General features: G+C 63.7%; 17 protein-coding genes. 13 read left to right on the forward strand and 4 right to left on the reverse strand.

What is annotated here, in order from left to right:
* Positions 1-5: 5 nt before the first annotated feature.
* Both adhP and J8I87_RS27715 read right to left on the reverse strand, forming a co-directional pair.
* The gene (gene adhP, locus J8I87_RS27710; protein ID WP_209935275.1) at positions 6-1031 is read right to left on the reverse strand and encodes an alcohol dehydrogenase AdhP; all 1026 of its coding nucleotides are present in this window, start codon (positions 1029-1031) and stop codon (positions 6-8) included.
* Between the two features lie 122 nt (positions 1032-1153).
* Positions 1154-1843 carry a LemA family protein gene (locus J8I87_RS27715; RefSeq protein ID WP_245254196.1) on the reverse strand — a complete coding sequence of 230 codons (690 nt, stop codon included), beginning with the start codon at positions 1841-1843 and terminating at the stop codon, positions 1154-1156.
* A 153-nt stretch (positions 1844-1996) separates the two neighbouring features.
* Between J8I87_RS27715 and atpD the strand changes: the two genes are divergently transcribed.
* The 12 genes from atpD (at position 1997) to J8I87_RS27775 (ending at position 10555) form a co-directional block, all read left to right on the forward strand.
* A complete protein-coding gene (gene atpD / locus J8I87_RS27720; protein ID WP_209935276.1) occupies positions 1997-3466 on the forward strand; it encodes a F0F1 ATP synthase subunit beta in 1470 nt (489 codons plus the stop codon).
* Between the two features lie 13 nt (positions 3467-3479).
* Positions 3480-3911, forward strand: a complete 432-nt coding sequence (locus tag J8I87_RS27725; RefSeq protein ID WP_209935277.1) for a F0F1 ATP synthase subunit epsilon — start codon at positions 3480-3482, stop codon at positions 3909-3911.
* Positions 3908-4222: an AtpZ/AtpI family protein gene (locus J8I87_RS27730; protein ID WP_209935278.1), complete on the forward strand. Its 315-nt coding sequence runs from the start codon at positions 3908-3910 to the stop codon at positions 4220-4222. Before J8I87_RS27725 ends, J8I87_RS27730 begins: the two co-directional genes overlap by 4 nt.
* On the forward strand, positions 4215-4508 hold the full coding sequence (locus J8I87_RS27735) for an ATP synthase subunit I (RefSeq protein ID WP_209935279.1): 294 nt from the start codon (positions 4215-4217) through the stop codon (positions 4506-4508). The genes J8I87_RS27730 and J8I87_RS27735 overlap by 8 nt, the downstream gene beginning before the upstream one ends.
* Complete coding sequence (locus J8I87_RS27740; protein ID WP_209935281.1) at positions 4505-5203, forward strand: F0F1 ATP synthase subunit A; 699 nt, start codon at positions 4505-4507, stop codon at positions 5201-5203. Before J8I87_RS27735 ends, J8I87_RS27740 begins: the two co-directional genes overlap by 4 nt.
* A complete protein-coding gene (locus J8I87_RS27745) occupies positions 5200-5445 on the forward strand; it encodes a F0F1 ATP synthase subunit C (RefSeq protein WP_209935282.1) in 246 nt (81 codons plus the stop codon). Before J8I87_RS27740 ends, J8I87_RS27745 begins: the two co-directional genes overlap by 4 nt.
* Positions 5446-5452: 7 nt before the next feature.
* Positions 5453-6196, forward strand: coding sequence for a F0F1 ATP synthase subunit B (locus tag J8I87_RS27750; protein ID WP_209935283.1), 744 nt, complete (start codon positions 5453-5455; stop codon positions 6194-6196).
* The gene (locus tag J8I87_RS27755; RefSeq protein ID WP_209935284.1) at positions 6183-7760 is read left to right on the forward strand and encodes a F0F1 ATP synthase subunit alpha; all 1578 of its coding nucleotides are present in this window, start codon (positions 6183-6185) and stop codon (positions 7758-7760) included. Before J8I87_RS27750 ends, J8I87_RS27755 begins: the two co-directional genes overlap by 14 nt.
* Positions 7741-8613, forward strand: a complete 873-nt coding sequence (locus J8I87_RS27760; protein WP_209935285.1) for a F0F1 ATP synthase subunit gamma — start codon at positions 7741-7743, stop codon at positions 8611-8613. The genes J8I87_RS27755 and J8I87_RS27760 overlap by 20 nt, the downstream gene beginning before the upstream one ends.
* A complete protein-coding gene (locus J8I87_RS27765; RefSeq protein WP_209935286.1) occupies positions 8613-9065 on the forward strand; it encodes a hypothetical protein in 453 nt (150 codons plus the stop codon). Before J8I87_RS27760 ends, J8I87_RS27765 begins: the two co-directional genes overlap by 1 nt.
* 225 nt (positions 9066-9290) lie before the next feature.
* Complete coding sequence (locus J8I87_RS27770; RefSeq protein WP_409518810.1) at positions 9291-9614, forward strand: hypothetical protein; 324 nt, start codon at positions 9291-9293, stop codon at positions 9612-9614.
* A gap of 101 nt (positions 9615-9715) precedes the next feature.
* Positions 9716-10555 (forward strand): potassium channel family protein, encoded by an 840-nt coding sequence (locus J8I87_RS27775; protein WP_209935287.1) that lies wholly within the window; start codon positions 9716-9718, stop codon positions 10553-10555.
* A gap of 13 nt (positions 10556-10568) precedes the next feature.
* Here J8I87_RS27775 and J8I87_RS27780 read toward each other — a convergent pair whose 3' ends face one another.
* Positions 10569-10988 (reverse strand): hypothetical protein, encoded by a 420-nt coding sequence (locus J8I87_RS27780; protein WP_209935289.1) that lies wholly within the window; start codon positions 10986-10988, stop codon positions 10569-10571.
* 250 nt (positions 10989-11238) lie between these two features.
* Here J8I87_RS27780 and J8I87_RS27785 point away from each other — a divergent pair, with 250 nt between their 5' ends.
* A complete protein-coding gene (locus J8I87_RS27785; protein WP_209935339.1) occupies positions 11239-11709 on the forward strand; it encodes a universal stress protein in 471 nt (156 codons plus the stop codon).
* Between the two features lie 349 nt (positions 11710-12058).
* Here J8I87_RS27785 and J8I87_RS27790 read toward each other — a convergent pair whose 3' ends face one another.
* Positions 12059-12502: a hypothetical protein gene (locus J8I87_RS27790; RefSeq protein WP_209935290.1), complete on the reverse strand. Its 444-nt coding sequence runs from the start codon at positions 12500-12502 to the stop codon at positions 12059-12061.
* Positions 12503-12688: the final 186 nt, after the last annotated feature.

Raw genomic sequence — 12688 nt, forward strand, 5'->3', positions numbered from 1 at the left:
CCGCTTCAATCGAGTTCCATCACGATCCGTCCATCCACCGTGCCTTCGCGAAGCGCGCCGAAGACCTTATTGATGTTCTCGAGCCGGTCGCGGTGAATGTGGGCGCGAACGCTGCCCTGTGCCGCAAAGTCGAGCGATTCCTGCAGGTCGCGCCGCGTGCCGACGATCGATCCGCGCACCGTAATGCCGTTGAGGACCGTCGAGAAAATCGGCAGCGGAAAGTCGCCGGGCGGCAAGCCGTTCAGCGCGACCGTACCGCCGCGCCGGACCATGCCAAGCGCCTGTGCGAATGCACTGCGCGACACCGCGGTGACCAGCACGCCATGCGCGCCGCCAATTTCTTTCTGGATGAAGGCCGCTGGATCCGTGGTATTCGCATTGATGGCGAGCTTCGCTCCGAGCTTGCGTGCGAGTTCGAGTTTCTCTTCGGAGATGTCGACGGCAACCACATGCAATCCCATCGCAATTGCGTACTGTACGGCGACGTGCCCGAGCCCACCGATACCCGAGATCGCGAGCCATTGACCCGGCCGCGTATCGGTCACGCGAATGCCTTTGTAGACCGTGACGCCGGCGCAGAGAATGGGCGCGATCTCATCGAACGCGACATTGTCCGGAAGATGTCCGACATAGTTCGGATCGGCCAGCACGTATTCGGCGTATCCGCCGTTGACCGAGTAGCCCGTGTTCTTCTGTTCGTGGCAAAGCGTCTCCCATCCGCTCAGGCAATGTTCGCACTGACCGCAGGCCGTATAGAGCCAGGGCACGCCGACGCGATCGCCTTCCTTCACGGCCCTGACGCCGCTGCCCACGGCGGCGACGTAACCGACGCCTTCATGGCCGGGGATGAAGGGCAGCGTTGGCTTGACGGGCCAATCGCCATCGGCGGCATGAAGATCGGTATGGCAGACACCCGACGCCTTGATGTTCACCAGAATCTGGCCCGGACCGACCTCCGGGATGGCGACTTCTTCGATGCTCAGCGGCGCACCAAACGCTCGGACGACAGCGGCTTTCATATGGCGGGTCATGTCACGCTCCTCGGAGAAAGGTTCGTGCAGTGTTGCGCAAGTGGACGCCGCGAGATTGATTCAGATCAACAGGGCATCGGCTGCCGCGCAAGAAGGACGGCGTGCCCGGTTGTCTTGCCCGGTCAAACACGTAACGAGCCGCGCAGCGCATCGAAGTCCGTGCGCGGACGGCGGTGCACGGGCGAACTGTCCCGGGTGGAGAAGGTGGGTTTGTCCTGATCGGCATGAAGGGCTTCCGCAAGCTCGAGCGGAAAGCGGTGCAACGATTCATTGTATTGAAGCGCTGCATGATCGTAGCGCTCTCGCGCAACCGCGATGCGAGCTGCCGACGAAGCAAGCCGCGTTTGCAGCGTCTGGAAGCGCGGTGCCGTGTCGAGCCGGCGCACGGATTCGCACACAATCATGAGTTGCGAGATTGCTTCAGTCATCTGACGCTGCGCTACATCGAAGCGCTCGAACAACGCGGGTTCGTCGACGAACGCTGGCGTCGCATGCACGGCTTCGATGGCTGAACGGGCATCTGAAACGTTCTTGAGCGTAGCGGCCTCCGCGGGCAGATAGCGGCGGGCCAAGGCGGTCGTTTCATCGACCAGTGCGAGGCGTTCGTCGTAGAGCGCGATGACGTCCGAGAAAGTGGCCTTGACCTGGTCATCCGCGTGGAGCGACGGAGCGATTCCACAGCCTGCCAGTGCATGGAGGGCGAACAGGACCGGAATTATCACCAAGGCTTTCATCATGTCGACCGTGCTCCAGGCATTGGCTATCAGATCGAGCGTAGACGGGCGTGTGCGTAACGGATTGATCGCTGTCAATCGCCGCGCGTTTTCAGAGGAACACTCTGGACATTGTTCGCTCGACGCGACTCACGCGCGCAGTCATTGCGCAGTCATTGATCAGGATCAGTTGTGACCAGGCCCTCGCCGTTATCTTGAAGAGGTTCAGGAATTCGACTTGGAGCACGGGACGTGTCGATTCACGAGAGTGGAGAAGTCAGCCAGGCTGCAAGCTTCGCGGCGACGGGACGCGTGATCGCGGCGCGCGGCGCCGTTGTCGACGTCGATTTCGCTGGCGAGGCGCTGCCGCCCGTCGATACGGCCATGTTCATTTCGACGCGCGATGGTCGACAGCCGATTCTTGCGGAAGTGCAGGCGCATGTTAGCGACACCGTCGTGCGGGCGCTCGCGCTGCAGTCGACGGCAGGCATCGCGCGCGGCATGCCCGCACGTTCGACCGGCCTTCCGATCGAGGTTCCCGTCGGCCCCTTGACACTCGGGCGCCTGTTCGACGTGTCGGGCGCCGTCCGGGATTCGGGCGCGCCGTTGCCACCGATCATCGAACGCCGTCCGATTCACCGTGCGCCACCGCCGCTGTCTGCGCAACGCGGCGCGACCCGGCTGTTCGCGACCGGGATCAAGATCATCGACCTGCTCACACCCCTCGCGCATGGCGGTAAGGCCGCGATGTTCGGTGGCGCGGGTGTGGGAAAAACCGTGCTGGTAATGGAACTGATGCATGCGATGGCCGAACAGCACAGCGGGATTTCCGTTTTCGCCGGTGTCGGTGAACGCTCGCGCGAAGGTCACGAAATGCTCGCAGACATGCGCGGCTCGGGCGTGCTGCCGCGCGCCGTGCTGGTTTATGGACAGATGAACGAGCCGCCGGGGGCTCGCTGGCGAGTGCCGCTGACAGCGCTGACCATCGCCGAGTACTTTCGCGACGAACGCCATCAGAATGTGCTGCTGTTGATGGATAACGTGTTCCGGTTCGTGCAGGCAGGGGCGGAAGTTTCGGGGCTGCTGGGACGCATGCCATCGCGGGTCGGCTACCAGCCGACGCTCGCGAGTGAGGTGGCGGCGTTGCAGGAGCGCATCGCGTCGGTGGGCGAGACAGCCGTGACGGCGATCGAGGCCGTCTATGTTCCCGCCGACGATTTCACTGACCCTGCCGTGACGACGATTTCGTCGCACGTCGACAGCATGGTGGTGCTCTCGCGCGCACAGGCCGCCGAAGGCATGTATCCCGCAATTGATCCGATTGCATCGACGTCGATCCTGCTCGATCCGCTTGTGGTTGGCGACGAGCATGCGAACGTCGCCAATGCCGTGCGGCGCGCGATCGAGCATCAGCGCGAGCTGCAGGATGTCATCGCGCTGCTGGGCATCGAGGAACTCGGTGCGGACGACCGCCGGATCGTGCAACGGGCCCGCCGCCTGCAGCGCTTTCTGACGCAGCCTTTCTCGGTGACGGAGGCGTTCTCCGGGCAGCCGGGACGGACGGTTGCGCTGGCCGACACGATCGCTGGGTGCAAGGCGATTCTCGACGGCGAGTGCGATGACTGGCAGGAGAGTTCGCTGTACATGGTCGGTACGCTCGACGAGGCGCGCGCGAAGGAAGCGCGCAGCAGGCAGACGGGCGCCGTTCCCGCTGCGGTCTGAAAGAGGCGCGCTCATGCCGGACCTATCGCTCAGATTGACCATCGCGACGCCGACACAGGTCGTGGTCAACGGCTTGCCGATCGTCTCGTTGCGCGCGGAAGACGAGAGCGGCGGATTCGGCATTCACGTCGGACACGAGGATATGGTGACGCTCCTCAGCGCTTCCGTCGTGAGGTGGACGACGCAGGACGGCATCGCGCATTTTTGCGCCGTGGACGGCGGCGTGCTGATCGTGTCGAACGGCGCGGCCGTGTCGATCGCATGCAGGGAAGCGGTGCGGGGCGAGTCGCTGCAACGGCTGGAGGCCGAGGTGCACGACGTGCGCGCGGCACAACTGGATGCGATGCGGCGCGCGCGTGTCGAACAGACTCGACTGCATGCTCACGCTGTTCGCCAGATGTTGCGCTACCTGCGTCCGCAAGCGGCGCGCGGAGTATCCGAATGACCAGGCAGCGCAATGGCCATGCCCCAGCCGACGATCGCGTCGCGAAAGCCGCGCGGCGCGCGGCGAACCGCGACGCGATGGGGCGCGAAGACCGGGAGCCGTCTCTCGCCGCGCGGCTTGGGCAGATCGGTATTCTCGGCTGGACGATCGTTTTGCCGACGCTTGTCTGTCTCGCCTTGGGTCGCTGGCTTGACCGGCTGATGGGAACGAAGGTGTTTTTCTCGGCGCCGCTCCTGATGATCGGCGCAGCGATAGGTTTCTGGTCAGCATGGAAATGGATGCATCGGCAGCAAAGGAGAGATCGTGACTAGTACCGTTTTCGCTCATCTGCACAGTGCACTGGCATTGTTTGTCACCGGGCTGGCAGTCGGCTTGCTCGTGGGGGCGGTGCACTTCGTTTCGCTGCGCAGGAACGCAGCGCTCCTCGTTGCAGGGCGTCCGGCCGGCGCACTGCTGCTGCAACTGTCGCGTTTCTCGCTGACGGCGGTCGTGTTCGTCGTGCTGGCGAAGGCGGGCGTGCTGGCCTTGCTCGGCGGAACGGGCGGCTTCATGTGGACGCGCAGCATCGCACTCACGCTTGGGCGAGTCGAACCATGATCCACTCGCCACTAACCACCGCGCCTTTGCTGCACGCCGGTCCACTCGCGATCACCTCGCCCGTGATCGTCGGCTGGGCAATTGTTGCGTTCATGGCGATCGGCGCGGCGCTGCTTACGCGCAAGCTCTCGATCGCGCCTTCCCGAGTGCAGGCGGTGCTTGAACTGCTCGTCGAAACCATCGATGCCCAGATTCGCGACACGATACAAACCGATCCGGCGCCGTATCGCTCACTGATCGGCACGCTCTTCCTGTTCGTGCTGGTCGCCAACTGGTCGTCGCTCGTGCCTGGCGTCGAGCCGCCAACGGCGCATCTGGAAACCGATGCGGCGCTCGCCTTACTCGTGCTTCTTGCGACGGTGGTGTACGGCGTGCGCTCGCGCGGCCTGCGCGGATACCTCGCGACCTTCGCCGAGCCGACGTGGGTGATGATTCCGCTGAATATCGTCGAACAGCTCACGCGAACTTTTTCGCTCGTCGTGCGCCTGTTCGGCAACGTGATGAGCGGCGTGTTTGTCGTGGGCATCGTGTTGTCGCTCGCAGGCCTCCTCGTGCCGATCCCGCTAATGGCGCTGGATCTGCTGACGGGCGCCGTGCAGGCTTACATCTTCGCCGTACTCGCGATGGTGTTCATCGGCGCCGCCGTCGGTGACACGCGGCATCCGGCTGACAACAACCAGAAGGAGCACGCATGAACCTGATCGAAATCGTCAGCATTGCCGCGGCGGCGCTCGTGGTGTCGTTCGGCGCGATCGGTCCGGCGCTTGCCGAAGGCCGCGCGGTGGCGGCTGCGATGGACGCGATCGCGCGGCAGCCCGACGCGGCAGGCACGTTGTCCCGCACGCTGTTCGTGGGACTTGCGATGATCGAGACCATGGCCATCTACTGCCTCGTGATCGCGTTGCTGCTGCTGTTCGCCAATCCTTTCGCGAAGTGACGCGGCGATGAAGATCGACTGGTCGACGCTGGCGTTGCAGACGGTCAATCTGCTGGTGCTGCTGTGGCTCCTGCAGCGCTACCTGTTCCGTCCCGTCGCCAGAATCATCGCGGAGCGCCAGGCTGCGGCGCAGACGCTCATCGGTGATGCGGCAGCAGTGAAGCTCGCGGCCCGCAAGGAACTCGACGCGATGACGGCCGAGCGCGCGCAGCTCGCCGCTCGAAGAGCCGAGGCCCTGGCGCAGATCGAACACGAGGCGAGCCAACAACGCGCCGCGCTTCTCGCGGCGGCGCAGGATGACGCCGACAGGCTGCGTACCGAGGCAGTCGCGGAAATGCAGCGCGACCGGGCCGCGTTGGCCGACGAGGAATCCGCGCGTGCTGTCCGGTTGGCGGTCGACATCGCGCGCAAGCTGCTGGAGCACATGCCCGATTCGATACGGGTAGAGCCGTTCATCGACGGGCTCGTAGACGGCGTGAACAGACTTTCCTCGACGGCGCGACAGGAGCTGATCGCGGACGCTTCACTGCAATTGACCGTACCGCGCGCGCTGACGGCCGACGAGCAGCGCGCGTGCGAGGCCGCGCTTTCCGCCGCGCTCGGACATGCTGTCGTGTGGCACGCGCAGATCGATGGCACGTTGGTCGCGGGACTCGAGCTGGGTGGCCGGCTTGGCATCGTGCGCAACAGCTGGCGCGATCAACTGGAGCAGGTTCGCAACGGATTGCGGGACGACGATGGACACGCCTGACGACACAAACGACGGATGGCTGGCCAGCAAACGCAGCGCACTCGCGGCTGTCGAACTGGAAACGCGCGCGATCGCGATGGGTCGCGTAGAGCGGATCGCCGACGGCATCGCCTTCGTGTCGGGATTGTCGGACGTCGCGCTCGACGAGCTGGTCGATATCGAAGGCGGCGTCACGGGCTACGTGCATTCGCTCGACGGGGACGTCGCGAGTGTCGTCATGCTCGACAGCAGCGAGTCGGTGCGGGCGGGTATGCGCGTGACGCCCCGCCATACCGTACTCGACGTGCCCGTTGGGGAAGCGCTGCTTGGGCGCGTGATCGATCCGCTGGGACGGCCGCTCGACGGCGGAGAAACGATCAGGACGGAGAGCCGGCTACCAGTCGAACGTCCGGCGCCCGCCATCGTCGACCGGGAGTTCGTCAGTGAGCCGCTCGAAACGGGCGTGCTGATCGTCGATGCGTTGTTTGCAATCGGCCGGGGCCAGCGGGAGTTGATTATCGGCGACCGGGCCACCGGCAAGACATCGCTCGCGATCGAGATGATCGTCAATCAACGACACAGCGACGTGATCTGCGTCTATGTGGCGATCGGTCAACGGTCGACCGCCGTTCAGCGCGCAATCGATGCGATACGGCAATACGGCGCCCCCGAACGGTGCGTCTTCGTGGTGGCATCATCAGCTTCGCCACCCGGATTGCAGTGGATCGCGCCGTTTGCCGGCTTCTCGATAGCGGAGTTCTTTCGGGATCGTGGGCAGCACGCGTTGATCGTTGTCGACGATCTGACCAAACACGCGGCCACGCATCGCGAACTCGCATTGCTGACGCGCGAGCCGCCAGGACGCGAGGCTTATCCGGGGGATATCTTCTATCTGCATGCACGTTTGCTCGAACGTGCGGCCCGGCTCTCGGCGGATCTGGGAGGCGGCTCGCTGACGGCCTTGCCGATTGCCGAAACCGACGCTGGCAATCTGTCCGCCTACATCCCGACGAATCTGATTTCGATCACGGATGGCCAGATCGTGCTCGATGCGGGCCTGTTCGCGGCCAATCAGCGTCCCGCCGTCGACGTCGGCCTGAGCGTGAGCCGCGTGGGAGGGAAGGCGCAGTCTCCTGCATTGCGGGACGTCGCTGGTCGATTGCGGCTCGACTACGCGCAGTTTCTGGAACTGGAGGTATTCAGCCGCTTCGGCGGGCTCGCAGACGCCCGCGTGGTCGCGCAGGTCGAGCGCGGCAAACGCATCCGTGCGCTGTTCGCACAACCGCGCTTTAGCGCATTACGGGGCATCGATCAGGTCGCCTTGCTCTCCGCGCTGGGCGACGGTCTGTTAGACGGCGTGCCCGTCGAAGCGATTGCACTGGCGCGGCAGCGGCTTGTCGCATCCGGCGCAGCGTACGGCCTGACGGGCGACACACGGGATGCCGGCGCGCTCTCCGCGCCGCTCGATGGCGCGCTGCGTCAGCGCCTGATCGATGTCATACGCGAAATCGTCGAACGCGCGCAGCCCGGGCCGGCTGGCGACGTTACCCGACGGGAGCACGCTGATGACCAGCCGGCTCAGTGAAATCGAAGGCAGGATGGCGACCGCGCATCAACTTGATGCCGTGATCCGCGCGATGCGCGGAATCGCGGCGGCGCGCGAGCGCGAGGCGCAGGCGCGGCTCGCCGGGATACGTTCCGTTGCGGCGACGGTTGGCGAGGCGATCGGCATGGTGCTCGCGGCAACGGCACATCGAGACACGAGCGATTCCCCGCCGGAGCGCGATCTTACTCCCGTCCTCATCCTGCTTTGTACGGAGCAGGGCTTCGTCGGCGGATTCAACGAGAGGCTGCTGGAACGGGTCGAAAACTGGCCGTCGCGTGGCGCGGGTGCGCTGTTCGTGGTCGGCACGCGCGGTGCGGCCCTGGCGGACGAACGAGGGCTCGCGTACGACTGGTCCGTGCCGATGGCCAGTCATGCCGACGACGTGATGCGTGTGGCCGGGCGTGTCAGCGATGCTGTGTTTGCGCGGTTCGTAGCGCATCCCACGTCGGCGATATGGCTGATACACGCGTTACCGGTGCAAGGGGCGCAGGTGGCGGTGGTGACGAGGCGGCTCGTGCCGTTCGATTTCGACCGCTTCAAGACCGCATCACGTGTGCGGCCGCCGTTGCTCACGCTACCGATAGACAGGATGCTGACGGGGCTTGCCGAGCGTTACGTTTATGTCGAGCTATGCGAAGGTCTCATGTTGTCTTTTGCTGCGGAAAACGCGGCTCGCATGTCGGCGATGCTCGCGGCGAGCGATCACGTCGGTGAGAGATTGAGCGCGCTGACGCGCGACGCTCGCATCATCCGCCAGGATGAGATCACGACGGAAATCGTCGAACTTGCGGTCGCGCCGGCGTCGGGAATCGTGAACGGGAAGGAGGCGTAATGACGCGTGCACCGGTCCTGCTGTACGCCGCTCTCACGGGCTCGATACTGCTGGCCGCGTGCGCGACGGCATCCCGGGAAGCGGCGTTCCGAAACGAGGAGATCGAACTTTTTCGGGCACGTCAGGAGGCCAGCATCGCGTGCGAGACGACTGTCGCTTGCGACAAGGCGTGGGTGCGAACACGGACGTTTATCCAGACACACTCGGCAACGCGGATCGTTCAGGCGGACGACTCGACGATTCAGACTGCATTTCCGCATGCATTTGGCTTCGTCTATCTCGCGGCTTCGAGAAGCGCCAACGATTCGGGCAATATCGTCATTCGTCTCAAGGCGATGTGCAGGGGCATGTATGACAGCGACGGCGCCGCGGGTCTCCTGTATTCGACTTGCGCCAGATCGATCGAGTCGGTCGAGACTGAATTTCACGCATGGGTGAGAGAAAACCGCTGACGGTCCCTGCGACGGCCACGCGCGACGATCGAGCGCGCTGTGCGGAGATGGGATCAACCGGCGAATGCAGCTAGGAATATTCCTACTTCATGGCTTCATCGACTACCGACGTTTAAAGGATCGCCGATTTCAATCGAAACAGCTGCCCTCAATAATGTAATTAACGCACCGCCGACAGATAGACTCACGCTCGGTCATGGGTGCAGGCAGAACGAGGAGCACGAAATGAACGGCAATGGCATTTCCCTCAGAGATCTCGTCGACAAATGGCTCGCGCCGACGCGCTCCATTCCCGCCAGGGTGACCCAGATCGGGCGTTTCGGCTCCAGTGGCGTGAGATTCGTTCGTCTGGAAGGGGCGGTGTCGAACAGTTCGTTGAGCATTGTTTTCTTCCGGCACGGTCAAGGCGCCTGGGACGTCTTCCCGCCCGTGCCGCATACGCCCGCAATGGGGACACGCCTTTTTTCGCCGCATGATTCGCGCGATCGGCCGAAAGCGGCGCGGCAGGGGACTGATCTGTATCAAGGCCCGCATCGGAACGTGGCATAGCCTGAGAGGCGGAGACCCACTTCATTTTGTCCGCCGGACGGTCCCGTCGCGATGACGGTGTACAGTCCCTGTGCACAGCACGTTCGATTTTTCATCGCACAATGGCCAATAGCTTCGGCTTTTTAACAATCGGTGGCGTGGATTCCCACGATAGTCCACGGGCGGTCCGTGCGTGGCGTTACATCCGCTGGTGCTTGTGCGCATGCAGTCTGCTCGCCATCCCGGCTTTCTACGGTGAACTCACCGCGACCACCGATGGAGCACTGTTCGCCGCACGCGCGCTGTATGTGTTCATGTCCGCAGGTTTCGCTCTCTCGATCCTTCGCCTGCTATATCTCAGCAAGAAGCGCAAGGCGCTGCTCTCGCATAATCGCCTCGATGTTCTGATCACCGTCGGTGCGGCGCTGAGCGCCGCATGGGGCGCGCCACCGTGGCAGACGGCCGAATGGGTGCTGCGGCTACTGTTCGTGGGTCTCGTTGCGGTGCGGATCGTATTGTCCCTGCACGACTTCTTCACGCCGAACCGGATCGTCTGGTTGCTGGCGGCGGGCGCGGCGGTCCTCGCCATGGCGGGCGCGGGTTTCATGTGGCTCGAGCCCAGAGTGCATTCGTACGCTGAGGGCTTGTGGCTCGCATTCGAGAGCAGCGCAACGGTCGGATATGGCGACATCGCCCCGACCACGCCCGCCTCGCGTGTGTTCGCTGTATTCGTCGTTCTGCTTGGGTACGGCATGCTGTCGCTGGTCTTTGCCAGTATCGCAGCGGCATTCATCGGAAAAGAGGAGCGGGCGCTGCGGCGCGAGATGCATCGGGACATCAAGCGTCTGAACGATGAAATCGCCCGGCTGCACGGTGAGCTTCATGCGCTGTGGGACAAGCTGGCGGACTCGACCGTCGAAAGTGGCCGGGCGCCCCGTCAAGGACAGCGCGAGCGGGGATAAAGCGCGTCGCGGATCACTCGCCGCGAAAACCCGATACGGGTATCGATCGCTTGACAGCGCCCTTGGTGGACGGTGCTTGCGCATGCGTGACGTCGGGAGCATCTGTCTCGGCGGGGCTCGACGACGCGTTCACCGGCAGTTCGATGGCGACTGCGGGCTTGCCGATCTCCGGGGCCGTAAGTGGCATGCTCGCCGCCGGGCACGCGCCCGCAGTGATGTCCGAGATGCGTTTGCAGTACAGCATTGCCCGGGACGCGCAGGCGGGCAACATCAAGCTTCCGATCGTGGCGTATTCGAGCGGGTTTCGAACTGCCGCGGCGCGCATCCACGTTTCCTTGCAGAGCGCCATCCAGACCGCAAACGCTTCGGTGTTTGCCTGCGCGAGCGCCTGCATTGTTGCGGAGCCGAAGGGCTCGGGTGAAAAGGTATCCATCAGTGTCTCCTGTTCCATTCGGAATCTCGATGTCCCGTTTGACTGTATGACGGCCACGCCTCAATCCGTTGAGGCAGGTCAATCGACGGGACCATTCGAGCAAAACAATTGCTGACGTTACGAGACGTTGAGCCTTGATTCAGGTCAAGCGAGCAACCGCGCAAACATCGAAGATAAGAAGCATGTCATGCGACGCGTTATGGAGCGCCGCGAATCGTGGTGCTGGAATATTTCAGGGGGGGTCTTCATCATGTACAAACAGATTCTGATTGCACTGGACGGAAGCAAGACGTCGGAGCGGGTGCTGAACGAGGCGGTGGCGATGGCGCGCCTCACGGGCGGGAAAATTCACGCCGTGTACGTCGTCGACAAGACGCCCCTCTTCAGCTACGCGGGGTACTACGATCCCATCGCGCTCGTCGATGCGCTGCGGAAGGATGGCCGTACCACGCTCGAGAGGGCGGAAGCAGCCTGTCGTCAGGCCGGTGTCGCTTGCGATGCGGAGATGGTCGAGACCGAACGTCTGAACGAGGACGTCGCGACGACGCTGCAACATTACGCCGAGCGGCTGGGTGCGGATCTGGTGATCCTGGGTACGCACGGCCGGCGAGGGGTGCGCCGCATCGTGCTTGGCAGCGTGGCCGAGCGCTTCGTCCGGTTTGCGCAGTGTCCCGTGCTGCTGGTGCGTGGCGCCGAGCCAGAACACGGTGAGCAGGGCTAAGCCGTGACATCTGGGGGCGGAAGATAATGCAGCGCCTTCGTCCGTCGTCCAGATGGGAAAAGAGATAAAAGGCATCATCGGGCTCGCGTTCAAGCTGCTCGTCAACGATAGCGCCAATTCACGGCGCTGATCGTGGGCATCACGGCGGGATGTCATTCCACCGCCCGCTTGTACGTCGGCCATCGCGGCGTCGTCGCGACGCGCGACACACGTCGCGCGGCTGCGGGCCTTCGCCCAGCGCCTTCAGATGCCGGTTGCACTCCATGCGGCGCGAGGCGGCGATCCGATTTCCCACTCCTGATCGCCGTCGGCAAACGCAGGGCCAAACGGCAAGGGCATCGCACTGTGATTACGCCGCCTTTTCGGAAAAGGGTGCGCAGGCTTCGGGCAACCCGCCCCAGCCAATGGGCGCAAAAACAGTTCCACCCGCCAGTTCGATCAGTTCGGTCGACCTCAGCAGCGTGACGCCTGCCATGATGTGAATCTGCGTTCCGTGAAAATAGCTTTCGGTGTGCAGCCAGGGTGACACGCCCGCATTGAGTTCCAGCGCGCTTAGCGCGTGACCGTTGGGTCCGGCCTCGGGCGGGAAAAGCGGGCCGTCGAAAGCGATTTTCAGAATCTGATCGGTGCTGTCACCGTAGGGCGGACGTGCATGAACCTGATACGGCGCCTTGTCCCACCCTTCGCCCCACTGTCCGTCGAGACCGATACGGGTGAAATACGCCCACGGCCCGCGTACGAAGCACAGGCGATAGATGTTGCCCACACCGTCGAGATCGACCCGCAATGTCATCTATGAACCCATCCACACGCAGAATCTGTGCCTTCGTGCCTTGCCTTGAAGGCGGCAAGCCTATCGTTGCACGCGCCGGACGGATGGCGTTGATGCAGGTCAACTGGTGCTTGGTCGATTTCGGTCTTGCAGGCGTTGACGTGCATCAAATTCACCGGGAAACGCCGGGCTAATCTGGTGTTGCCC

The organism is Paraburkholderia sp. LEh10 (assembly GCF_017814945.1).
In the GTDB taxonomy this organism is placed as follows: domain Bacteria; phylum Pseudomonadota; class Gammaproteobacteria; order Burkholderiales; family Burkholderiaceae; genus Paraburkholderia.